Below are 22,517 nucleotides of genomic sequence, written 5' to 3' on the forward strand. Positions count from 1 at the left end.
CAAGCTAGGGCGAGGTTGATGGAATCACAACAAATCTGACAGCGGTTTGTAAACACGGAAATTCTGAACAAGGTAGTTGGAGTATAAGTGATGAGAAAGTGGCTCTGTATTATTTGCGGCTTAATCTATGATGAAGCACAAGGTTGGCCATCCGATGGTATTGCACCAGGAACAGCATGGGAAGATGTACCGGATGACTGGTTATGTCCTGACTGTTTAGTGGGTAAGGCCGATTTTGAAATGATCGAAATCACCGACGATGCGCCACTAGAAGAGGTTGCAGCGGTGTCTTCGGCGTCGGTAGAAGCGTCTGTTCAGCCAAATACTGCTCAGCCTCTTCCATCTGAAGTTACTCAACCTGTATTCTCAAATGACCCTATCGTTATCATCGGTAGTGGCCACAGTGGTTACCAGTTGGCGGCGGCACTTAGAGCGCAATCTGAGACGGTTCCGATCACTGTCTTTACCGCTGATGATGGCGCTTTGTACAGCAAACCAGCATTGTCTAATGCACTGGTCATGAATAAAGACGGCGACGCGCTACAAAGTGAGAGCGCGTTGGAGTGGGAAAGCCGTCTCAATATCCGAGTTTACCCGCATACCCGTGTTGAACAGATCGATCGTGCCAATTCAACGTTACATACCTCCATCGGTAAATACGCCTACAGCCGCTTGGTACTGGCAACAGGTGCATCACCGATTGAAATCCCAATTGAGGGCGATCGCTCTTGGGTTATGAGTGTGAACGACTTAGTTGATTACCGCCGTTTCAGAGCGGAGCTGCAAGACAAAAAGCGCATCGCGATCCTAGGTGATGGCTTAATTGGCTGTGAGTTCGCAAATGATCTGATCGAAAGCGGTTATGAAGTAACAGTTATCGGGTTGGGTCAATGGCCAATGGAGCGTTTGATCCCGCAACAGTTGGGTGAATCATTACAAAGCGCACTTGCCGATCGAGGCGTGCAATGGGCTCTACAAGACAGTATCGCCAGAATCGAGCCAAGGTCCGAATCAAGCGCGGTTTTGCATCTAAACAGTGGCAAGCAGATTGAAGCAGACCTAGTGCTAAGCGCGGTTGGACTCAAGCCAAATGTTTCTCTGGCTGAGCAAGCAGGGCTCGAAGTGGGCCGCGGCATTAAAGTGAATCAATTCGGCCAGACGAGTGATGAGAGTATTTACTCGCTAGGCGACTGTGTTGAAACGGAGCAAGGTTGGCAGCCGTATATTGCGCCGATTAATCAAATGATTCCTTCCGTAGCGAAAAGCTTGCTAGGTGATATTACGCCTACCTCTTTAACACCAACTCCAGTGATTGTAAAAACGCCGATTCTTCCACTCACGATTTTCCCGGTAGCCGCTGAAGAACAGGGACAATGGTACATTGAGAACCAAGCAGATGAATTGACCGCTGCGTTTTATTCACCAGAAGGAGCAATGCTCGGTTTTGCGTTGCTAGGAAGAAAAGTACAGTCATTACGCGGCCCTTGGCTAGATCAATTGTCATTGAAACTGTCAGCAGCGTAGCGGAGAAAAAAGATGATTCATTTACCCAATGATGACGTGACGTGTGGTTGGTACCATGCGTTGCCAAGTATTCCAGAAAAATCGGCGTTAAAAGGTAAACAAAGTGCTGACTATGCCGTGTTAGGTGCCGGTTTCGCAGGCCTAGCTATGGCAAGACGTTTAGCTGAACTTATGTCTAATGCACGAATTATACTGATTGATGCGCAACGTATCGGCCAAGGGGCTTCAGGAAGAAATTCGGGCTTTGTTATCGATTTGCCTCATAAGTTTTCACTTGAGCATCCCGACCCTGAGCACAAACAAAAGTTATTGTCGCTCAACCGTTCTGCGATTGCTCAGCTAGACACTTTAGTGTCGAAGCACAGTATTTCTTGTCAGTGGTCAGCAAAGGGCAAATATCAAGGAGCCGTAGGGGCGCGCGGTGAAGCATATCTCGATCACTTTGAGCACCTAATGAAAGACCTTGGCGAACCATACTTCCATGTTAATGGCAGTGAGCTGGCGAAAGTCTTGGGAACCAACTACTACAGCCGCGCAATTTACACGCCAGGTGGTTATTTAATGCAACCTGCTGCTTTGGTGCGTGGGCTAGGGGAAAGCCTTCCAGAGAACGTCGAGGTGTTAGAGAACTCGCCAATCCGCAAGCTCAGTAAAGAAAACGGTTGCTGGGTATTACATGGAGATAGTGGCTCTGTTGAAACCCCTGAACTGCTGCTTGGGACCAGCATTTTTACTCGGGAGTTTGGTTATCTTAAAAACAGACTACTTCCAGTGATGACGTTTGCAAGCTGGACGCGTCCATTGACTGACGCAGAAATGCAGCGATACGGAGGAGAGCTGAATTGGGGCCTAACTCCAGCTGATCATGCGGGAACGACGTTACGTATGACCGCCGATCGACGTATTTTGATCCGCAATACTTACAAACACGTGCCGAAATATGGCTCAAGCATGAACGATAAAGTCAGAGAACAAATTCGCGACGATCATCGTCAGGTCTTTCTGGCGCGTTATCCCGAGCTGGCCGACGTACCATTTACTCACACATGGGGTGGGGTGTATGCCATCTCTCGTAACTTTACTAACTTTTTCGGTCAATTAGATGAAGGTGTTTATGCCAGCGCTTGTGACAATGGTGTTGGTGCTGCGTGGGGAACCATTTCTGGAACACTGTTAGCTGACTATGTCGTTGGTGCGACATCTAAATCATTGGATGACATACAGCAAGTGACAGGAATGCCTTGTTTGAATCCGCCAGAGCCTTTTTTAGGTTTGGGAGTAAAAACGCGTATCCAATTAGCAAAATGGCAAAGCCGGAGTGAATTATGAAGCAAGTCAAACTTGTTGATAGTAAAAGTCTAGATTTCAATGTTCGTGGTGATACGCCGGGAATGGCGTATGTTGCCAGGGCGTTAAGCCCAGAAATTTCACCAAACATTGGCGTAGGCTTTGCTAAATGGGAAGGCGCTAAAGTGGCTTGGACAGTGCTTTATGATGAAGTTATTTTCGTGATTGAAGGCTGTTTCGAGCTGACCGCAAATGGTGAAACACATTTTGTGCACCCAGGTCAGATGCTGTGGATACCGGAAGGAACTGAATTGGTTTATGGTGGGCATGCTCTGTTCGGCTATGTGGTTCATCCAGGAAACTGGAAAGAGTTACATGGTATTGAATGACTTTTATCATTTAGTAGTGTTACGGAAAGGCAAAATAAAAATCCGATTTTTACCCATGAGTTTTCGTAAAAGAACTTAATCTCAATGGAGCAAGGGTTTCTTACTTGCTATGTTTCTTGGTCACGTTTCCAGACGTGTTAGACCTTCTCAATTGCTATTTTATCTATCAAAAAGGGAAGCCTTGGCTTCCCTATAATGAGTCTTCTTTTGGCTTGGCTAAATCTTTTATTTTAGCTCAAATTTACCCTGCATGATTGCCCAGTGACCCGGGAACGAACAGAAGAATGAATAGTCACCGCCGGCTTTCATTTTCTCAGTACTGAACGTAATGCTGGTGCTTTCACCGCCACCAATTACTTTTGTGTGAGCGTAGACGCGATCATCGTTTGGTTTTACGTAGTTATTTTCTGCTCCAGCTGCCATGCCATCAGTACCGACTGCTTGTAGGTTGGCTGTGTCAGAGATGACCACGTTGTGACCCATCGATTGCGCTGGCATCTTACCTGTGTGATTCAGCGTCAGTTTTACCTCTTTACAAGTGGCTGGTACGCTCAATGTTTTAGTAGAAAACTGCATCATATCGTTAGCATCTAATGACACTTCACACTCGGCACTGGCTTGGGCACCAAAGCTCATTCCGACTAATGCGAAGGTTGTTGCTAATAAACGTAAAGACATATAACACTCTCCATTTTGTATTTTAGGCTGACTTGGATTGATCTTATCCAATAGTTCTCATTATCAGCCAATTTTCACTCCAAAAACGTGCTTCAATCGGTATATTGACGTTTTGTTGCAAGCTTGTACTGGTCAGTTCCGCTATTTGATCACTCAAATACCTTATTTCATGCGATTGCGTGAGTTAAATCAAAAATCGTGATGAACCAGAGTTAAGGTGAAATTAATCTCGCTAAACGGGTGGCAGAATTGTTTGGTTTTACGGTATTGGAGAGGTTTCAAGAAAGAAGCTCAGCTAAATTGCTGAGCTTCTAGAGAACAGACGACAAGTAGACCTAGCGAGTTTGTTTTAACGCATGCAACACATCATGCAGTGAAGGTGCGACAGTATGGCCTAATTGCTTTATTTCGTCACAAGGCTCAACCAAATCAGGAATTTGATAAGTGATCATGTTCGCTGCTACCGCAGCACGTACGCCATTATTTGAATCTTCAAAGGCGAGACATTTGGTTGGATCTACGCTTAGACGACTTGCTGCAAGCAGGTAGATCTCTGGATCAGGTTTGCCGTGTGACACTTCACAGCCTGTCGTTAAGTTGTCGAAATACTTGCTTAGGCCCGCTAACTCCAACTTCTTCTGTGCCACTTCTTTTGCTGTAGAAGTGGCGACTGCAATTGGCAACCCTTGGCCTTTCAACCACTCAAGCAGCTCAATCACCCCTTCTTTTACCGGTATCGCTTGGTGCTTAACCACAGCGTCGTAACGGTCGCGCCACTCTTGGTGTAAGCGGTCAAGATCATCCCCATAAGCTTTACGAAAAATCACTTCAATGCCCGCTGCATTGCGACCAATGATTGAAAGGTAAACATCTTTATAGAAGGGTAGGTTCTGGGCTTCACATGCTTCTTGGAAAATATGCATACAGACGCGCTCAGTATCAAGGAGCAAACCATCCATATCAAAAATAGCAGCTTGGTAGTTCATTACATTAAGACTTTTTGGTTGGGATGGCGCATTTTGACACAAGCAGATCGGTTTTTCTTCTAAAAATTAGAACTTGATTTTGATCCTATGAGTTCACATTGCCTCTGAACACACTATACACAGAGTCTATAAATTAGGTGTGAAATATAATATTTTTAAAATTATAAAAATTTCAATTAAATAGATAAAACTCTATCTTAATATAAGCTAGAGTTTTATTAATATTCTATTATTATTTTAACTATTGGATAATTTATTAATAGTTAAAATTAATAATAAAATAATACCAAGTCACGATTGTTTACGACTGCATGAGTGTACCAGCTCTTGACTTCAGATATTTGTTGCTCTGATAAGCCTCCGAAGTCAACGTTATCTTGGTGAATATCTTGATTTTTTATCATAAAAACAACAGGGAAATCGTCAGGGAATGGGAATTTTATGGGATAATCGGTATTAGTGAATGGAATATCGCAGAAATCGTTTACATCGCAAGGATACCAAGAGTTATTGGATAAGTAATAACCAGTGATCTTACATATAGCTTCAAGCAAGTAAGCATAGGCGTAACCCAAGTGACTGTATTTTATCTCTTCAGACAGCATCTGCATAAGAAGCTCTTCAGCTCGGATGCTTTCGCCACTACTTTCCAGCATTTCATTAATCACTTTAAAGGAGTCTTGACACCTTTCCATGATGGCTTTTTCTAGCTCTGGATTACGCTCATTCTTTAGTACGTTAAAAACCTTTTCAGTATCTAATGAATATACTGTCGCCCCATATCCCATATTTTATTCTCCTCACTTTTATACAGTTAAATTCATTTAAGTGTTTTTATCGAAGGGATTATATTTTGATGTTTTTTGAAGGTAAAGTGTATACATAGAGGTTGTATTTATTATGATGAACTTTGAAAGTTTAGATTCTTAAAATAAATACTATATATTTAATTTTATTAGATCTGGCTCATAAAAATACCTTAACTATTATTGTGTTTATTGTTAAGGGTTATTAAATCTGTGAGGTGGTTCAAGACAATAAAATTTAGAAGAAAATACCGTCAAACTTAGGTGGCTATTCTATCTGAGCACTCAGCTCACTACTTATAGTGGGCTGAGTGAGCGGTTGGGCATCGGCTCTTTATTTGGCGATGAATATGCCATATTAGGTGATATTCGTTAGTGTCTATTTTATCCCTAGCCGTTTTGCTAATCGGTGCAAATTGCCGTTATCTAATTCAAGCTGACGTGCCGTTGCTGCCCAGTTGCCTTGGTTTTCTTCCAGTGCTCGAACAATCATCGCTTTTTGGAAGGCATCTGTGGCAAGCTTTAATCCACCTTCTGGTAGCTCAAGCCGAGAGTTTTGCTCCGTTTCTTCAACATTCTTGATGTTCTGATTCGGCGTTCGAATATCAAAATCTTGCTCAACCAACTCAATGTCTATGGCGTGAGTACGTGCTTTTGCCAAAACACCAGCACGTTTAATGACATGTTCAAGTTCCCGCACATTGCCGGGCCATGAATAGTCTTTGAGTGCTTGCACCAAAGTGGGGGACAAACGAATGCTGTTTAATCCCAATTTGCTTCTTAAGCGTTCGGCAAAAAAGCCTGCGAGTAACACCACATCGTCTTCACGTTCACGAAGAGGTGGAACATGAAGCGGGAAGACGCTTAGGCGGTGATATAAGTCGGCTCGGAAGCGACCAGCAGTCACTTCTTCATGCAATATACGGTTGGTGGCAGCGACAATGCGTGTATTGACTCGAATATGGCGGTCATCACCCACACGTTGGATGTCGCCGTATTGTAGGGCTCGAAGTAACTTGGCTTGCAGCTCTAACGACAGTTCGCCGACTTCATCCAAAAATAGTGTGCCGCCATCGGCTTGTTCGAACTTACCCTTGCGATTGCTGATTGCGCCTGTAAATGCGCCTTTGATATGGCCGAACAACTCGCTTTCCGCGACCGATTCGGGCAGCGCCGCACAGTTGAGGTAAACCAAGGTATTGTTAGAGCGGCTAGAGCGATGGTGAATAGCGCTGGCAACCAACTCTTTACCTACGCCCGTTTCTCCCATGACCAATACAGACAACTCCGTATCGGCGACTGCATCAATCTGCTCTTGAAGATTCTTCATACCCTGAGAGTTGCCAATGATTTCATTACTTAAGGTGCGCTTCTCGGCGTAAGAGTCACGTGGCAGGCTCGCTTGTGTCTCTAGTTGTTCTAGTAGGAGTGCAGTGTGTAGGCCACCTGCTGCCAACGCGCTGACAAAACGTAACTCTTGGTTGCGTAGCCCATCAAATTGGTTGGGGTCGAAGGCGTCAATCGTGATGGCACCAATCAGTTGATCGTCGATCAGCAGAGGTAAACCAATGCAGGAATGGACATGCAGTTTGTCATCGTGGTTTGGAATCAAGCCATCGTATGGATCAGGTAAGTCGCTGTCGGAGGGAAAGCGCACGATATCGCCTGCTCGGGCAATGGCTTCTAATCTTGGGTGCTGCTCAATGGAGAAACGGCGTCCAAGCACTTCTTTCGCCAATCCATTGATTGCTAAAGGTTTAAAGTGCTGGTCTTCATATAAAAGAAGGGCAGAAGAGTCACACTTCAATACCTCTCGAATCGTGGTTAATAACGTATCGAAGCGAGCCTGTTGAGTGAGCGCCGAGTTAAGGTCTTGCGTGATGTGTAGCCATTGCGCGATTAAAGAAGTCATAGCCAATACCAATTGTGTCAATATGACTATTGTAGTGTCTTAATGACAATTTTCAACTGTGTCTAAATGACATGTTTCAATGTTGGATTTTAATTAAGTTGTTGAAATATATAGAAATTAAAAGTTGGCACGCCCGGTGCAATACAAGAAGAAATTATTTTTGTTTATCCCGTCATTCAAGGTAGTAATTATGACAATTCACGTAAAAAACAACATTCACTGGGTAGGTCAACGCGATTGGGAAGTTCAAGACTTCCACGGTACAGAATACAAAATGACAAAAGGTACCAGCTACAACAGTTATCTAATTCGTGAAGAGAAAACCGTATTGATTGATACGGTCGATCATCGATTCAGTCAACAATTCATCCAAAATTTAGAGATGGAAATCGACCTTAAGTCTATCGACTTTATCGTGGTAAACCATGCAGAAGAAGATCACTCAGGTGCATTGTCGGCATTAATGGAGAAGATTCCGAACACGCCAATTTACTGTACAGAAGCGGCGATAGATTCGATTGTGGGTCATCACCACCATCCTGAGTGGAACTTCAAAACCGTAAAAACGGGCGATAGCATCGATATTGGTAACGGTAAGCAATTGGTCTTCGTGGAAGCACCGATGCTGCATTGGCCAGACAGCATGATGACTTACCTAACCGGCGATGCAGTGTTATTCAGCAATGACGCATTTGGTCAGCACTATTGCGATGAACGTCTGTTCAATGATGAAGTGGATCAAAATGAGTTGATGGAACAGTGTTTGCGTTACTACTCAAATATCTTAACGCCATTCAGCAGCTTGGTAACCGCAAAAATCAAAGAAGTGCTGAGCTTCAATTTGCCTGTCGACATGATCGCCACGTCACACGGTATTGTATGGCGCGATAATCCGGTTCAAATCATCGAGCAATACTTAGCATGGGCAGACAATTATCAAGAAGATCGCATTACGATTTTCTACGATTCAATGTCAAACAACACTCGAATGATGGCCGATGCAATCGCGCAAGGCATTCACGATGTCGATCCTGGCGTGGCGGTCAAAGTCTTTAATGTCTCTAAGCATGATAAGAATGAAATTCTCGCCAACGTATTCCGCTCAAAAGGCATCTTGGTTGGTTCTTCTACCATGAATAACGTCATGATGCCGAAGATCGCAGGCATGCTAGAAGAAATTACTGGTTTGCGCTTTAAAGCGAAGAAGGCCGCTGCATTCGGTAGTTACGGTTGGAATGGTGGCGCGGTGGATCGTATCCATGCTCGATTGACTGACGCAGGTTTTGAAACCGCAGTGAGCTTGAAAACCAAATGGCGACCAGATGGTAATGCGATGCGTGAGTGCCGTGAACATGGTCAGAACATCGCGAAGTTGTGGGCGAAGCATGACCTGACAAGTCCTGTTATTTCTCCGGCGATTGCTACGTCTGCACCACAAGTTCAATCACAACCCGCAGCACAAGTAGCAACACAAGCGGTAGTCGATGCTGCTCCTAGCAACCCTAGTGCCGAGGCGCATCCTGCAGATTGCCAATGCATGGTTTGCACCGTTTGTAATTGGGTATACGACCCAGCTAAAGGCGAGCCTAATCAAGGCGTTGAACCGGGTACTGCATGGTCTGAAGTGCCAGATTACTTCTTGTGCCCAGAATGTCACTTGGGTAAAGACGTTTTCGTTGAATACAACGGTTAGGAGGGAATATGCAAGCACCTATTGTGATTATTGGTAGCGGCTTTGCGGCTTACCAATTGGTGAAAACAGTGCGTCGAATGGACGCACATATTCCGCTGCAAGTGTTTACTGCTGATGATGGCGCGGAATACAACAAGCCCGATTTGAGTCATGTATTCAGTAACAAGCAAACTGCCCGAGACTTGGTAGTTAAAAGTGGTGAGGCGTTTGCACAGGAACACAACATCGAACTGTTCGCCCATACCAAGGTTGAGCATGTCGACGTGCAAGCTCAGCAAGTGGTCGCCAACGGCCAAACCTATCCTTATTCCAAACTGGTGTTTGCGACAGGCGCGAAAGCCTTTGTGCCGCCAATATCTGGTGGTGCAGCACCTGAGGTGATAACGCTGAACTCGCTACAAGAATATCAATTAGCGGAAGAGCAAATTAGCCGCGCGGAACGAATTCTAGTAATGGGTGGTGGTTTGATCGGCGTCGAGATCGCCATGGATCTCGCAACCAGTGGTAAAGCGGTTACGGTGGTTGAGCCAAATTCCCGTTTGCTCGCTAACTTGATTCCTGAATTCGTCGCATTGCCGCTCGAAAACCAACTTAAGCAGCAAGGTATTCAACTTGCCTTGGAGACTGGTGTAGTTGCGATCAATCGTTCAGATGATTCGCTGGTGGCAAGCTTGAGCAAAGGTAAAGCAATCGAAGCCGATGTAGTGATTTCAGCGGCGGGTTTACGTGCTAACACTTGGTTAGCGAAGGCTTGTGGGTTGAGTGTCAATAAAGGCATCGAGGTAGATGCCCGATTACAGACATCAGCAGCCAATGTATTTGCATTAGGCGATTGCGCCGAGATCCAAGGTCGAATGATGCCTTATCTCCAACCGATCGTGCTAAGTGCCAATGTTTTAGGGAAACAACTACTGGAGCAAGAAGCAGAGCTGAAACTACCGCCTATGATGGTAAAGGTCAAAACGCCGAGCTACCCAATTCAATTGGCAGGCGATTTTAGCTCGGTGACGAACTGGAGCGTGCAGATTTCTCAAACTGGCATTGCCGCGAAAGCAGAAGATGAAAATAGCCGACTCATGGGCTTCGTCGTGACGGGAGAACAAGTTACGCAAGCATTTCCACTACTCCGAGAGTTGTCTCAAGCCGCTCAGGCTTAACCGATTTTAACGAAAAGAATTGTAATTAGAGAGGGTATCATTATGTCGCATCTAAGAATTCCTAAAGACTGGACTGTTCAACGTTCAACGCCTTTCTTCACTAAAGACAATGTGCCACCAGCGCTACTGACTCATCACAATACCGCTGAGGGAGTGTTTGGACAGCTTTGCGTCATGGAAGGGCAAGTGACTTACTACGGCTTTGCTGATGAAAATGCCACAGAAGCAGAAGTAGTGGTGGTGATTAATGCAGGCCAGTTTACTACAAGTCCACCGCAGTACTGGCACCGCATTGAGATGAGCGATGATGCTCAGTTCAACATCAATTTCTGGTCGAACAAGGACAAGAGTGGGCAAGCGATGTTCCATGCTAAGCAGTAGTGAACCTATGTAAGTGCTTTGACTGTTACGCTAATCGTCAAGTAAAGGGGTGTAGAAGGCGCAATAAACGGACTGCAATGCAGGATCATCGAGACCGAGGAAAGAGAAATCACGAGTAATGATTTCAATTCTTTAGTAGCATGTTACGAAACATTTCAGTCAGGTGAACTAAGGGAAGCGTGCAATGGAAAAACAACGAGTAGCATTTATTGGTCTGGGTGTGATGGGATACCCAATGGCTGGTTACCTAAGTAAAGCGGGCTTTGAAACCAAAGTATACAACCGCACAAAAGCGAAAGCCGACAAATGGGCTGAAGAATACCAAGGCGTAGCTTGTGAAACACCACGTGAAGCGGCAGAAGGCTGTGACATCGTTTTTACCTGTGTGGGTAATGATGATGACGTTCGTAGCGTTGTTTACGGTGAAGAGGGCATTCTGGTCGGCTTGAAAGCGGACGCAGTGCTAGTCGATCACACGACGACTTCTGCAGACCTAGCGGTTGAGCTGGCTGAAGCGTGTGTTAAGTACGGTAATCACTTCATTGATGCGCCAGTTTCTGGTGGTCAAGCGGGCGCAGAAAATGGTGTTCTAACCATCATGTGTGGTGGTGAACAAAGCATTTTTGACCGTGTGTCTCCGGCGATGGATGTGTACGCGAAGCAGATGACGCTACTGGGTGAAAACGGTCAGGGTCAACGCTGTAAGATGGTAAACCAAATCTGTATTGGAGGCGTTTTACAAGGCCTGAGTGAAGCTTTGCTGCTGGCACAAAAATCAGGCTTGGACATCGCTCAAGTTGTAGAAACGCTTAAGCATGGCGCTGCAGGTTCTTGGCAGATGGAAAACCGCGCAAATACGATGGCTAAAGACAAGTTCGATTTTGGCTTCGCTATTGATTGGATGCGCAAAGACTTAGGTTTCTGTCTGCAAGAAGCTGAGCGAGTGGGTCTAGAACTTCCACTGACTAAGAAAGTGGATGAGCAATACGCAGACCTTCAACGTGATGGTTTAGGTCGCATGGATACATCAGTACTGATCAAAGCGGTAGCTAAAAATCAGTAGTTGATGAATCAGTAATAGATAAACAGTTCTTTGGTATCAAAGAGCTTAAAGAAATCTAAGTTAATCATAATGAATCTCCTTGAGCATTGGTTGTGGCTAGTGATTAAGGATTAGTGATTTGAAATCAGGAGGTGCTGTTGGGCACCTCCTTTTTTTATGTCTTTTAATCACACAGCGTGACGATCACAGCGTTCGCTTACTTGTTTAAGCCTAGTGCAATCTCAAGACCTTTGCCGTACGCTTCGTCCGCTTGGTATGCGTGTTGAACGTGGCGCTGTTGGATGAACTCTGGTACACCGTCCATTGCGCGAGCTGTGTTGTCGAACAGAGTTTGACGTTGCTCTTCGTTCATCAGACGGAATAGGTCACCCGCTTGGCTGAAGTAGTCTTCGTCTACACGGTGATCGTAGTGATCAGCGTTGCCGTTGATGCGTAGAGGTGGCTCAGAGTAATCTGGTTGCTCTGCCCATTCTTGTTTGTAGTTTGGCTCGTAACCCAGTGTTGAACCAAAGTTGCCATCAACGCGCATTGCGCCATCGCGGTGGTAGCTGTGAACAGGGCAACGAGGTGCGTTCACTGGGATTTGATGGTGGTTCACACCTAGACGGTAACGCTGAGCATCGCCGTAAGCGAACAGACGACCTTGTAGCATCTTATCTGGAGAGAAGCCGATACCAGGTACTACTGCAGCTGGGTTGAACGCTGATTGCTCAACTTCTGCGTAGAAGTTTTCTGGGTTACGGTTCAGTTCAAACTCACCAACTGGGATCAGTGGGTAGTCTTTTTGAGACCATACACGTGTTAGGTCGAATGGGTTGAAGTTGACTTCATCCGCTTCTAGCTCTGGCATGATCTGTACGTACATCTTCCATTTAGGGAAGTCTTGACGCTCAATCGCTTCGTAAAGGTCACGGTGATGGCTTTCGCGGTCTTTACCTACGATCGCTTCTGCTTCTTGGTCAGTTAGGTTTTTGATGCCTTGCTGAGTTTTGAAGTGGAATTTTACCCAGTAACGCTCGTTTTCTGCGTTGATGAAGCTGAATGTGTGGCTACCAAAACCATGCATATGACGGTAAGAAGCAGGGATACCACGGTCACTCATTACGATAGTCACTTGGTGGAATGCTTCAGGTAATGACGTCCAGAAATCCCAGTTGTTGGTAGAGCTACGCATGTTAGTGCGAGGATCGCGTTTTACTGCGTGGTTTAGGTCTGGGAATTTTAGTGGGTCACGTAGGAAGAATACTGGTGTGTTGTTACCAACCAAGTCCCAGTTACCTTCTTCAGTATAGAATTTTAGTGCGAAACCACGGATGTCGCGTTCTGCGTCTGCTGCACCGCGCTCACCAGCTACAGTAGTGAAGCGAGCGAATAGTTCTGTTTTTTTGCCGATGTCAGAGAAGATCTTAGCGCGAGTGTATTTTGTGATGTCGTGCGTTACTGTGAACGTACCGTAAGCACCAGAACCTTTTGCGTGCATACGACGCTCAGGGATCACTTCGCGGTCAAAGTGTGCCAATTTTTCAAGGAACCAAACGTCTTGTAATAGTTGAGGGCCACGAGGACCTGCAGTCATAACGTTTTGGTTATGTGCGACAGGGCAACCTGCTGCTGTAGTCAATTTCTTGTTTGTCATTTTTCTTCCCCCTCCAGGGTTCAATACCTTAGAAACTGTAGAGGAGGTTATTACGGAAAAGCTGGGGGAGAAAACTGATATTGCTTATCAATTCAATAGATGGTGACTATGGTCGAAACTATATTAGAATCAGAAATTTACTACATTAGCTTGATTGACATAACAATCGACGTTCTCGAATGCGATTGACTGGGGGGAGCGCTATCCAGTTAGCGTGTCTGCGATGCTAGTAATATCGCCCCTTCAATGAAGTTTTACGTGTCATCAAAGGGGCGAAAGGGGGGAAGTAATTAAGAGTACTTCACTTCAAGTTGTTCAGCTTTTGCAAATGCTGGGTGTGTCGCGAGCTGTTTCCCATAACGTTCAATATTAGGGAAGTGATTAACTAAACCAAACTTTTGAACCAATTCGACAATGAAAGACATCATGATGTCAGCGCCAGTCAGACGCTCTTCTACTAGGTAAGTTTTGCCTTCTAAGGATTGCTCGAAGTAGCCTAGTACATTCATTGCTTCCTTGTCGGCATAGCCTGATAAAAACTGAGTTTCATTTGGCTCTTTGCTTACGAAGATTTTTAGCAGCATAGGTAAAATTGCAGAGCTTTCTGCAAAGTGCATCCATTGCAAATATTCTGTGTGTGCTTTTGTACCGCGCTCAGGAGCAAAGGCTCCGTCACTGTATTTCTCAATCAAATATTCGGTCATTGCACCTGACTCAATGATAATCTCGCCGTTATCTTCAAGAACAGGTGACTTTCCTAATGGGTGAACACTTTTTAGTTCTGGCGGTGCCATGAAGGTCACGGAATCACGGACATAGGGTACAATTTCGTAATTTACATCTAGCTCTTCAAGTAACCAAATGATGCGCTTTGAACGAGACTGATTGAGGTGGTGAAGTTTAATCATTTACATATCCCTTTTTATAATGGGTCGTTAATCTGTACTACAAGTTTGCCGAAATTCTTACCTTCCAACAGACCGATGAATGCTTCTGGCGCATTATCCAGTCCTTGTACTAGATGTTCGCGGTATTGGATCTTTCCTTCTGCCAACCATTGATTAATATCTTGCGCAAATTCACCGTAACGATGTCCGTAATCATCAAAAATGATGAAGCCTTGCACCTTGATTCGTTTGGTCAGGAGCTTACCCATTAGTAATGGAAGGTGGTCGGTACCTTCAGGCAGCTCTGTCGCGTTGTACTGAGAAATCAAACCACAAAGTGGGATACGCGCGTTTGTATTCAGAAGTGGCATTACAGCCTCGAATACTTTGCCACCTACGTTTTCGAAGTAAACATCGATACCTTTGTCACAGGCATTTCTCAGTTGTTCTGCAAAGTCTTCAGCTCTGTGATCAATACACTCATCGAAACCAAGCACCTCTTTAGCGTAACGGCATTTTTCTTCTCCGCCTGCTATACCAACAACTCGGCAACCTTTGATTTTACCAATTTGACCAACTGTTGCGCCTACAGGCCCCGTAGCAGCTGCTACCACGATGGTTTCCCCTGGTTTTGGCTGACCAATGTCGAGTAAACCCATGTACGCGGTAAATCCTGGCATACCTGCAACGCCTAACGCGTAAGAAGGGTTTTGCGGTTCTTTACCAAGTTTAATGACCATCTCACCAGTTGAGATAGCGTAGTCTTGCCAGCCAACAGTGTAGGCAAGAACCCATTCACCCGCTTCGTAATCTGGGTGGTTTGATGTTTCTACCTGACAAACGGTACCACCGACCATTACGTCATCAATTGCAACAGGGTCAGCGTATGATTCGGCATCACTCATGCGACCACGCATGTATGGATCTAGAGATAAATAAACCGTTCTCAATAGCATTTCACCCTCTTTCGGAGTCGGTTTCGTTACCTCTTCTAAACGAAAGTTTTCTTGTGTCGGTGCACCATGGGGACGTGACGCGAGTACGATTCTGCGATTTGTTGCGTTAGTCATATCTATCTCACTTGTTGATTAGACCGGTCGTCTAGTATTTATTTCAAAATATCCCGCTTATTTAAAGCGGGAAGGTTTACTGTGTTAACACTGACGCTTTTTCTGACAGTGAAACGTGTGTAGGGTGTTCATTCTGCTTCCACGCCGCCTGTTATGGACAAGTGCGCGTATTCTGCAGTAAGTGTTGAGTATAGGTCAGACTTTGCGTCAATGCTGCCTGATCTTGATAAAGTTTGTTCAGCAAGCTAGCGCCATTCCAAAGGTAGTATATCTGCCTTGCTAATAACGCACTGTCACCATTGGGGATTGAGCCATCTTGAATGCCGATGTCTATGCAATCCGCTATCGCTTGAATGGTTTTGTCTGCTCCTTGGCGTAATGCCAAGCGCATTGACTCTGAGAGATCGGAGACTTCTGCACTTAACTTAACCAATAAACATTTGTTCGCATTACACACGTCGTCTTCTACTTTGACCATTTCTTCGAAATAGCTCATTAGGCGTTGGTAGCCACTCAGTTCAGTATTGGTAAAGCGTGCGTTTAAACGCTCAAAATACTTAGTAAAGTAGTCTTGAATCATCGCTTCACCAAATTGTTCTTTGGATTTGAAGTAATGATAAAACGAGCCTTTTGGCACTGCGGCCTTTTTTAATAGCTCTGAAAGACCAACACTCGTGAACCCTCGGTTTACGATCAACTCGTATCCGACGTCGAGAATATGTTGGCGTGTGTCATTCGTCTTTGCGTTCATGAAGTGTACTATAGAATGAATTAGACCAGTCGTCTAGCCTTTGTTGTGGGTTATTTAATCAGCTCATACTCAATAACAAATAGCGTGTCGGTATTTGGGTAGATTTCTCGAATTAACTGCTTGAGTTTTGGTAGTTCGATGGATTCTTGTTCTGCATGAAACTCATTAATATCTTCAAAGTGAAGTGGTTCTACAGAACGTATCTTGATATCGCAGACTTTACGATCCGTTTCTAAGGTAAAAACTTCGACTTCTGTATTGGGAACGTAATGGCTTTCTGATTCATCTCGAATCGTTATCGTCTTTTTGCCTGACGTGATCAACGGGGTTAAGAATTCAAAAAAAGTAATCTTGGTTGGATGAGATGGCATGATGTACTCGTTAGTCTGGTTGTTTGGCGTAATTATATACCCAAATCCCCCAGAGATTCCTGTATTACTAGAACGATCGAGTGCGGATGAAGCGAATTAACTTGGCACTAAAGTAACCTGAGATTACGCCTATCCAGTTGGTGCTGAGATCATCAAAACTAAATGATCGATTTGGAATAAAAAGTTGGCTCATTTCTTCCATTGAAACGATAGCCAACAGCAGTAGCAAAAGACGAATCCCAAAAACGTCGGTTTTATTCGAGCTCACCAGAGAAGGGAACGTGAAGACCGATAAAAAGCCGATCAATAAACTGAAAGTAAAGTGAAGCGTACTCGATCCGCCTAAGTAGGTTTCCATTTGCAGGTAAGCAGTATGGTGTAGGTCAGAGCTTTTCCACAAAGAGAGTGAAGCGGTTAGCATCAGGACTAAAACAAAACTCGTGCGTGCCAGTATTAAAGCCATAATTAACCTATTGGAAAGAAGCCTAAGTAACGTTTTACAAAGTACAGTGCAGCTAAATTCTGGATAGCCATGCCAATTGCCATTGCCCACGCTGCACCAATCACCCCAAACATTTGGCAAAGCGTAACAAGTAGGCAGATGGACACCGTACCGGAGGAAATTGTAATGTATTTCATGGTTCTCTCATGACCGCTCATTAATAATAAAAACCCTACTGAACCAGTCGCAACATTGACTAACTGCCCCAGAGAAAGGACGACTAATAGTGGCGCCGCGGCGAGAAACTCCTCACCAAAAAACTGCATTACAAACTCGGGGAAGAGGGTGCAAATAATTACGGGTACAATCGCTAAACCAACATTGGCTCGGCACGCCAAGCGGCTCAGGTTCTGCAGTTTGAGCATTTGACGCTCTTTGTAGAGAGAGGCAAACATCGGGGCGACCACAAAGTTAATGGTAATCAGCACAAAGCCAATCAGTAGTGATGTACGTTGGGCTGCGGCTAACAAACCGAGTTCCGCTGTTGAGATAAAAAAGCCCGTAATAACAAGGCTTCCCCATTGAAGAACATTCGTGAAGATACTGCCAACCCAGACTTGCTTGGCAGAAGAGACCATTTTTTTGTTTGGTACGAAAGCCGATGTTTGATATTGATCTGAGCCAAGCCAATTGGCACTAGATATGACCGCGACACCTATGCTCGCTAAAAGCAGTGCGGTCATTAGATTGTTGATATTTTGCTGACCGATATAGTCTAGGGCAAAGACAAAAATGACCATCAACATGCTTACCCCAAGCTGCAACGCAAACAGAGATGATACGACTTTTCTACATGCTTGAAGCACCCGACTGTTGGTTTGCGCAAGCACCAAGAAAGGTATGCAAAGCAAGCATAAAGTAATCGCATACATTGGTGATTGAGTCTGGTTTAGCTGTTCTGGAAACAGATTAAACCCTGCCAACAAAACGCCTATGGCGAGCAAGCAAAATGCCATACTTCGATAAAGTGCGGTTTTATAGTTTTGGCTTTGTTCAAGCTTCTCTTTGTTATTAAAAGCGATCGCATTGTAACGAACTAACGAGACATCAAAACCTAGCTGAGAAACGATGGCGAGTAGCGAGACTAGGTTGAATAAAAAGAAAAATTGACCGGCCGTCGAAGCGTCACTGGTCTTCGATACAATCAGAGTCAGTAAAAAAGCAAATAGCGCACTCAACACACGCGTGATTGCGGTTTTTAATCCAGTAGATAACAAGCTTTTTTTACCGCTGGGCATCAACAGTAATTTTTGTTGAACAGTGTGAAACATAGGGGCATTTAACCGTAAAGTTTATTGAGTGCGAGGCGCTGTTTTTCTTCACTGAAGGCATCGTTTAATTCTGCTGTATATTGGCGAAAATCGATCTCTTCATAATGATTGACACAATGCGCGATCTGCTTGGCCATTTCTTCAGGTGTGAGCGCTAAAAACGGGTAGTTGAGATCTTTGGTTGCGCCGATGGTCCGAATAACCATAGGAAGATGTAACTTGGATGCTTCTAGAATGGTTAACGGCATCCCTTCCCATGCTGCAGTATGTAGATAAAGGTCTGAACCCTTGAGCTTTTCAACTACCTCATCGCGAGGCAGCATGCCCGTTACATCCACATTTTCAGTGCGTAATTTCTGTTCGAGTACGTGGTCACCGCCACCTATCCATGTGATCTCTATCGGGCGGTTAAGCGCATACCGATTAAGGAACTGCAATGTGCTGATAAGAAACTGAGGATCTTTTTGGGGCGCGACACGACCAAGTACAACGAGCTTCAGCGCTTCTTGCTTGTTTCGCTCTATACGATCTTCACGTTGATAAGACACGTAGTTGTTGAGCAGTTCGGCACGTTTCGCACCAATGCTAATGGCTAGGTCACACTCTCGTTGGCTACAGCCTGCAACCACATCAATTTTGCTCAGTTTTACTTTCTCTAGTGCTTTATAGATCTGGCGTGCAAGCTCTGAGATATCTTCACGTTCGAAGGCATAACAGTGCGGTGTGTAAACCAAGCGTGCCTTGCCAAGCTTTAGAAATCGGCCGAGAAATCCTGCTTTACTCGAGTGCAAATGCACGACGTCGGGACCAAGTGATGCAATCATGTGGTTTGCATCGCGAATAAATTGAAGCAAGCCGCCTTCTACCCACTTTGTCTGTACGAAAATGTGGTGGTTGTTCTCATTGGTCAAGTCGTTTTCTCGGGCTCTGGCTAGCAAGAAATGCTGATAAGGCTCGTCTCTGGATGAGTGAACATAACTATAGAGGGCGGTTTGAACGCCACCTCCAAATGCTTCTGTAACATGGAGCACTTTCTTCATGATGATTTTGTCCCTGGTGTTTGCATCCATTTGTGTTTAAAAGCATCACGCTCTTGCTCTGAATAAACGTGGCGATACAAGGGAAGATCGTACATATAGAACAGTTTTGAGAAGTCGTAGTGATTCTTAAAGTGTTGGTGGATATTGGAGTACCACTTGTTTTTCGCTTCGTTGCTGTTTTTCAGCACGAAGTCTTGCAACTCAAGAAACTCACCGATTTCTTTATCAAGAGAACTGAGCTGTTCGCACTTGATTAGCATGACGTTGGCCTGATCGTTCTGGAATGTGAAGAAAGGTTGAGTGTTGTCCAGCTCTTGGCGCATCACATCGATATTGAAATTACGCTTTAACTCGTTGTCGAACCAGTCCGCAAAATAGTTGAGATTGATATAGTTATCAAAGCAATGCTCGAGGTGCTGATACGTGACTTCCATATCTCGGTGAATTGCATCATTCTTTTTGCCTTCGATAAATTGCAAATGGAGGTCTTGAAAGAAACGAGAAAAGACAGTTGCGATTGGATCGCGGACCAGCGTAACGATTTTAATCTGCTCGCGTTTTTGTAAGATACGTTTTCGCTGCTTGAGCACTAAGCGATAGAGTGCGCGGTTTCGGAAGTCGAAGAATTTACTCACGTCTTTTTTATTGTGATACATGTGAAATTCTTCGTGATCATCAAAGGTGTGGATGTGATAGCTCGGGATATTTTTCTCCCCTAGCGTGTGCTCAATTGATGAGGAGCCAACTTTGCCCATTTGGTAAACTAAAACAAAATTATCAGCTTGGAGTTCTCGGTTCTTTTCAAATTGTCGAGAGATTGAATACTTCATCTATCCTATCCTTGATTATTCATATTCGTGGTGATGGTTTACCGGAAAAGTATGAGCAATGGCCCTTGAGTCGTTGCTCATGCTGATCATGACGGGTAATAAGAGTATTAAAATTATGGTGGTGTTTACCGCAACGAAAAACACCATGATGAGGGCGTATATCGCAAGTAATAGGCTTTTTCTGTTTTCATTAAGACTACGGAAGCAAAAGCGAATAAAAAGAAAATAACCACCAAACAGCAGACCGATACCAAGCAATCCGTATTCAATTGCGGTATCTAACACAAAGTTGTGGGTGTAGATCGCCAGCTCATCATAGTTAAAGTAACTGATCATAAAGTTGGGTAACATTTTCGCGCCGACACCTAGCACTGGGTGTTGAAGTAAAATATCTAGCCCATTGGCAAGTAAAAGTTTTCTATGAAGATTCGATACCCAGCGGGCTTCACTTTGGTTGGCAAATAAGACGTCTTCTTGGGTTATTTCCAATGTGTCTGCTAGCGTTTCAAACCCAACGTAGAGTGTGGTTGTGACGGCAGTAAACACAATGAAGCTCAAGGCTAATAAAATCGCCCACGTGTACGTTTCGCTGAGCGATTTTCTCATTAAGTTTTTTACGAGCAGTTGGTCAAAGAAGAAAAGCAGACAAAAACCAAGTAGCGCTTTTCTTTCTTGTGACAACACCAGTAATACTAAAGCTACGAGCATCAAAAGGTGAAAAGCGCGAATTTTATCTCGATAAAGGTACAGTAGTGAGCACAGTACACCGAACCCGTATTTACTTACCCCGAGTAACTTAAACCCGCTTTGATAACCCTGAGCAAAGTGCCATAAGGCAACGAGCGTACAGATGAAAAACAACAGATACGTGAAATAAACCATTACCCGTTCGTCATCAAACACGCCATAGGCGTACATTAGGCTCAGTAGGCACAAAATCGCTAACCATTGCACAGTTTCTATAACTAGCGGCATTAAAGGGACGCGATTTAGCAGACCATTTATGAACACATACCCAGTGAACAATACGAGGAACCCTATACAGGGATGCATGAGTTTTTCAGCTTTTCCTTCCAATACCACTAATGCAGTAAAACCAATAGACAAAAGGCTTGCGATGTCAGATGGGGCTAGCGCTATTCCTCCAGCACGAAACTTCATAGGAATAAAGAACAATGCTAATAGGCATGCTGCAAGCAATGAGGCGCGATGGCTCGATGGCACGGAACTATTTGTTGGCGCAAAGCTGCTGGTAGATTCCATAGTAACCTTCACGAAATTTATCGATGGTGTAGAGAGAGGCCCTATTGACTGAGTATTGACTTGCAGCGTCGTACCGCTCAACACTTTCACACAGCTGGAGCACTTTTTGGCTCAGTTCAGTGGCGTTACCAACTTGAAATAAATATTCGGCACGTCCGGTGACGTCATCCAAACCAGGTACGTCCGACGATAGTACGGGTAAGCCTGCTGCCATTGCCTCAACCGCCGCCAAACCAAAGCCTTCGACGAGCGACGATTGCACGTAAATATCCATGTCGTTCAAAAAGGCTGGAACGTCTGAAACTACGCCATGAAAGTGAACACGTTGCGCGACGTTGATTTTTGTTGCCAATTCTTGCAGTGACGATTTTTTTTCTCCATCTCCCGCAAGGTGGAGTTCGTATCGTCTTGGTAAATGGATAAGTGCTTGGATAAGCGTTTCATGATCTTTATGTTGGTGAAGTCGGCCCACCATTCCAATCTTGATAACTGGTTTGTCGATTAGGTGGCTGGCGAATCTTGGCGTCATAGAAAACCTTTTTAAATCAACGCCATTGTGCACCACGTGATATTTGTGTTGGTAGCGAGGCATGAACTTCACCAGTTCATCTTGTACTTTTTCACTAATACTGACCGTCAAGTCGTGGCCCCAATACAAGACGTATTCCATGAACTTAAACAGCGGATAGTCACGTCGACGGTTATAAGAACAGTGCTCAGTCTGGATTCGTTTTTTACCTACCGCCAATAGCGCTAGGTAAATGGAAGGGTAGAGGTGCCCGTGAACGACATCCGGCCAACGCAGCAAAGAGAATTTCTCACTCAATGACAAAGTGCGCCAGTTAAAACACTCTATCCCTTGGGCGGATAGCATTGGTAAGTAATCATTTTCATCACACAAGACCAAAATTTTGATTTCGTATTCAGGCTTATGTTCTAAAACAAGGTCGACTAAGAACTTCTGAGCACCGCCGTTCTGAGAAAGATCATTGATAATATGTAGAATCTTGGTTTTCATGA

The 22,517-nt window shown here is 44.6% G+C and carries 22 protein-coding genes and 1 pseudogene; 8 read left to right on the plus strand and 15 right to left on the minus strand.

What is annotated here, in order from left to right; genetic code table 11:
- Window positions 1–90: 90 nt before the first annotated feature.
- The 4 genes and pseudogenes from R7190_RS02105 to R7190_RS02120 all read left to right on the plus strand — a co-directional run.
- Window positions 91–252, plus strand: a pseudogene (locus tag R7190_RS02105) (rubredoxin); the annotation flags it as partial.
- On the plus strand, window positions 241–1,524 hold the full coding sequence (locus tag R7190_RS02110) for an NAD(P)/FAD-dependent oxidoreductase (RefSeq protein WP_250157682.1): 1,284 nt from the start codon (window positions 241–243) through the stop codon (window positions 1,522–1,524). The pseudogene R7190_RS02105 and the gene R7190_RS02110, both read left to right, overlap by 12 nt.
- Before the next feature lie 12 nt (window positions 1,525–1,536).
- Entirely contained in the window at window positions 1,537–2,853 is a 1,317-nt protein-coding gene (locus R7190_RS02115; protein ID WP_186585128.1) for an NAD(P)/FAD-dependent oxidoreductase, read from the plus strand.
- Complete coding sequence (locus R7190_RS02120; RefSeq protein WP_005375208.1) at window positions 2,850–3,200, plus strand: ethanolamine utilization protein EutQ; 351 nt, start codon at window positions 2,850–2,852, stop codon at window positions 3,198–3,200. The genes R7190_RS02115 and R7190_RS02120 overlap by 4 nt, the downstream gene beginning before the upstream one ends.
- 225 nt (window positions 3,201–3,425) lie before the next feature.
- Here R7190_RS02120 and azu read toward each other — a convergent pair whose 3' ends face one another.
- The 4 genes from azu to norR all read right to left on the minus strand — a co-directional run bounded on the left by azu (window position 3,426) and on the right by norR (window position 7,582).
- Window positions 3,426–3,878, minus strand: coding sequence for an azurin (gene azu, locus R7190_RS02125; RefSeq protein ID WP_005375211.1), 453 nt, complete (start codon window positions 3,876–3,878; stop codon window positions 3,426–3,428).
- A 335-nt stretch (window positions 3,879–4,213) separates the two neighbouring features.
- Window positions 4,214–4,864, minus strand: a complete 651-nt coding sequence (locus R7190_RS02130) for an HAD family hydrolase (protein WP_053307895.1) — start codon at window positions 4,862–4,864, stop codon at window positions 4,214–4,216.
- Between the two features lie 269 nt (window positions 4,865–5,133).
- On the minus strand, window positions 5,134–5,652 hold the full coding sequence (locus tag R7190_RS02135; protein WP_005375218.1) for a hypothetical protein: 519 nt from the start codon (window positions 5,650–5,652) through the stop codon (window positions 5,134–5,136).
- Between the two features lie 397 nt (window positions 5,653–6,049).
- Window positions 6,050–7,582, minus strand: coding sequence for a nitric oxide reductase transcriptional regulator NorR (gene norR, locus R7190_RS02140; RefSeq protein WP_186585129.1), 1,533 nt, complete (start codon window positions 7,580–7,582; stop codon window positions 6,050–6,052).
- Between the two features lie 190 nt (window positions 7,583–7,772).
- Between norR and norV the strand changes: the two genes are divergently transcribed.
- The 4 genes from norV (at window position 7,773) to R7190_RS02160 (ending at window position 11,876) form a co-directional block, all read left to right on the plus strand.
- Window positions 7,773–9,275: an anaerobic nitric oxide reductase flavorubredoxin gene (norV, locus tag R7190_RS02145; protein WP_065275446.1), complete on the plus strand. Its 1,503-nt coding sequence runs from the start codon at window positions 7,773–7,775 to the stop codon at window positions 9,273–9,275.
- Window positions 9,276–9,283: 8 nt separating this feature from the next.
- Window positions 9,284–10,432 carry an NADH:flavorubredoxin reductase NorW gene (gene norW / locus R7190_RS02150; protein WP_065275445.1) on the plus strand — a complete coding sequence of 383 codons (1,149 nt, stop codon included), beginning with the start codon at window positions 9,284–9,286 and terminating at the stop codon, window positions 10,430–10,432.
- Between the two features lie 42 nt (window positions 10,433–10,474).
- Window positions 10,475–10,813: a DUF1971 domain-containing protein gene (locus R7190_RS02155; protein ID WP_318137507.1), complete on the plus strand. Its 339-nt coding sequence runs from the start codon at window positions 10,475–10,477 to the stop codon at window positions 10,811–10,813.
- A gap of 184 nt (window positions 10,814–10,997) precedes the next feature.
- The gene (locus R7190_RS02160) at window positions 10,998–11,876 is read left to right on the plus strand and encodes an NAD(P)-dependent oxidoreductase (protein WP_186585131.1); all 879 of its coding nucleotides are present in this window, start codon (window positions 10,998–11,000) and stop codon (window positions 11,874–11,876) included.
- 196 nt (window positions 11,877–12,072) lie between these two features.
- Here the strand turns inward: R7190_RS02160 and R7190_RS02165 are convergent, their stop codons facing one another.
- From R7190_RS02165 to R7190_RS02215, 11 genes are all read right to left on the minus strand, one after another.
- On the minus strand, window positions 12,073–13,512 hold the full coding sequence (locus R7190_RS02165) for a catalase (RefSeq protein ID WP_042521590.1): 1,440 nt from the start codon (window positions 13,510–13,512) through the stop codon (window positions 12,073–12,075).
- Between the two features lie 290 nt (window positions 13,513–13,802).
- Window positions 13,803–14,420, minus strand: a complete 618-nt coding sequence (locus tag R7190_RS02170) for a glutathione S-transferase family protein (protein ID WP_005375238.1) — start codon at window positions 14,418–14,420, stop codon at window positions 13,803–13,805.
- Window positions 14,421–14,434: 14 nt separating this feature from the next.
- On the minus strand, window positions 14,435–15,469 hold the full coding sequence (locus R7190_RS02175; RefSeq protein ID WP_171342482.1) for an NADP-dependent oxidoreductase: 1,035 nt from the start codon (window positions 15,467–15,469) through the stop codon (window positions 14,435–14,437).
- A 151-nt stretch (window positions 15,470–15,620) separates the two neighbouring features.
- Complete coding sequence (locus R7190_RS02180; protein ID WP_005385858.1) at window positions 15,621–16,220, minus strand: TetR/AcrR family transcriptional regulator; 600 nt, start codon at window positions 16,218–16,220, stop codon at window positions 15,621–15,623.
- 50 nt (window positions 16,221–16,270) lie between these two features.
- Window positions 16,271–16,591, minus strand: a complete 321-nt coding sequence (yqfB, locus tag R7190_RS02185; RefSeq protein ID WP_005375246.1) for a N(4)-acetylcytidine aminohydrolase — start codon at window positions 16,589–16,591, stop codon at window positions 16,271–16,273.
- Window positions 16,592–16,658: 67 nt separating this feature from the next.
- Window positions 16,659–17,054: a VanZ family protein gene (locus R7190_RS02190; RefSeq protein ID WP_005375248.1), complete on the minus strand. Its 396-nt coding sequence runs from the start codon at window positions 17,052–17,054 to the stop codon at window positions 16,659–16,661.
- 2 nt (window positions 17,055–17,056) lie between these two features.
- On the minus strand, window positions 17,057–18,364 hold the full coding sequence (locus R7190_RS02195) for an oligosaccharide flippase family protein (protein WP_213893291.1): 1,308 nt from the start codon (window positions 18,362–18,364) through the stop codon (window positions 17,057–17,059).
- A gap of 8 nt (window positions 18,365–18,372) precedes the next feature.
- Entirely contained in the window at window positions 18,373–19,404 is a 1,032-nt protein-coding gene (locus R7190_RS02200; protein WP_186585135.1) for a glycosyltransferase family 4 protein, read from the minus strand.
- Window positions 19,401–20,234: a putative capsular polysaccharide synthesis family protein gene (locus R7190_RS02205; protein ID WP_005375258.1), complete on the minus strand. Its 834-nt coding sequence runs from the start codon at window positions 20,232–20,234 to the stop codon at window positions 19,401–19,403. Before R7190_RS02205 ends, R7190_RS02200 begins: the two co-directional genes overlap by 4 nt.
- Window positions 20,235–20,249: 15 nt before the next feature.
- The gene (locus R7190_RS02210; protein ID WP_186585137.1) at window positions 20,250–21,497 is read right to left on the minus strand and encodes an O-antigen ligase family protein; all 1,248 of its coding nucleotides are present in this window, start codon (window positions 21,495–21,497) and stop codon (window positions 20,250–20,252) included.
- A complete protein-coding gene (locus tag R7190_RS02215; RefSeq protein ID WP_186585139.1) occupies window positions 21,463–22,515 on the minus strand; it encodes a glycosyltransferase in 1,053 nt (350 codons plus the stop codon). The genes R7190_RS02210 and R7190_RS02215 overlap by 35 nt, the downstream gene beginning before the upstream one ends.
- Window positions 22,516–22,517: the final 2 nt, after the last annotated feature.

The organism is Vibrio sp. 1078-1, from assembly GCF_033340475.1.

Excerpts from the sequence above, each read along its gene's own strand:
- R7190_RS02110 (WP_250157682.1), top strand. The coding sequence starts at position 241 with ATGATCGAAATCACCGACGATGCGCCACTAGAAGAGGTTGCAGCGGTG.
- R7190_RS02115 (WP_186585128.1), top strand. The coding sequence starts at position 1,537 with ATGATTCATTTACCCAATGATGACGTGACGTGTGGTTGGTACCATGCG.
- R7190_RS02120 (WP_005375208.1), top strand. The coding sequence starts at position 2,850 with ATGAAGCAAGTCAAACTTGTTGATAGTAAAAGTCTAGATTTCAATGTT.
- azu (WP_005375211.1), bottom strand. The coding sequence starts at position 3,878 with ATGTCTTTACGTTTATTAGCAACAACCTTCGCATTAGTCGGAATGAGC.
- R7190_RS02130 (WP_053307895.1), bottom strand. The coding sequence starts at position 4,864 with ATGAACTACCAAGCTGCTATTTTTGATATGGATGGTTTGCTCCTTGAT.
- R7190_RS02135 (WP_005375218.1), bottom strand. The coding sequence starts at position 5,652 with ATGGGATATGGGGCGACAGTATATTCATTAGATACTGAAAAGGTTTTT.
- norR (WP_186585129.1), bottom strand. The coding sequence starts at position 7,582 with ATGACTTCTTTAATCGCGCAATGGCTACACATCACGCAAGACCTTAAC.
- norV (WP_065275446.1), top strand. The coding sequence starts at position 7,773 with ATGACAATTCACGTAAAAAACAACATTCACTGGGTAGGTCAACGCGAT.
- norW (WP_065275445.1), top strand. The coding sequence starts at position 9,284 with ATGCAAGCACCTATTGTGATTATTGGTAGCGGCTTTGCGGCTTACCAA.
- R7190_RS02155 (WP_318137507.1), top strand. The coding sequence starts at position 10,475 with ATGTCGCATCTAAGAATTCCTAAAGACTGGACTGTTCAACGTTCAACG.
- R7190_RS02160 (WP_186585131.1), top strand. The coding sequence starts at position 10,998 with ATGGAAAAACAACGAGTAGCATTTATTGGTCTGGGTGTGATGGGATAC.
- R7190_RS02165 (WP_042521590.1), bottom strand. The coding sequence starts at position 13,512 with ATGACAAACAAGAAATTGACTACAGCAGCAGGTTGCCCTGTCGCACAT.
- R7190_RS02170 (WP_005375238.1), bottom strand. The coding sequence starts at position 14,420 with ATGATTAAACTTCACCACCTCAATCAGTCTCGTTCAAAGCGCATCATT.
- R7190_RS02175 (WP_171342482.1), bottom strand. The coding sequence starts at position 15,469 with ATGACTAACGCAACAAATCGCAGAATCGTACTCGCGTCACGTCCCCAT.
- R7190_RS02180 (WP_005385858.1), bottom strand. The coding sequence starts at position 16,220 with ATGAACGCAAAGACGAATGACACACGCCAACATATTCTCGACGTCGGA.
- yqfB (WP_005375246.1), bottom strand. The coding sequence starts at position 16,591 with ATGCCATCTCATCCAACCAAGATTACTTTTTTTGAATTCTTAACCCCG.
- R7190_RS02190 (WP_005375248.1), bottom strand. The coding sequence starts at position 17,054 with ATGGCTTTAATACTGGCACGCACGAGTTTTGTTTTAGTCCTGATGCTA.
- R7190_RS02195 (WP_213893291.1), bottom strand. The coding sequence starts at position 18,364 with ATGTTTCACACTGTTCAACAAAAATTACTGTTGATGCCCAGCGGTAAA.
- R7190_RS02200 (WP_186585135.1), bottom strand. The coding sequence starts at position 19,404 with ATGAAGAAAGTGCTCCATGTTACAGAAGCATTTGGAGGTGGCGTTCAA.
- R7190_RS02205 (WP_005375258.1), bottom strand. The coding sequence starts at position 20,234 with ATGAAGTATTCAATCTCTCGACAATTTGAAAAGAACCGAGAACTCCAA.
- R7190_RS02210 (WP_186585137.1), bottom strand. The coding sequence starts at position 21,497 with ATGGAATCTACCAGCAGCTTTGCGCCAACAAATAGTTCCGTGCCATCG.
- R7190_RS02215 (WP_186585139.1), bottom strand. The coding sequence starts at position 22,515 with ATGAAAACCAAGATTCTACATATTATCAATGATCTTTCTCAGAACGGC.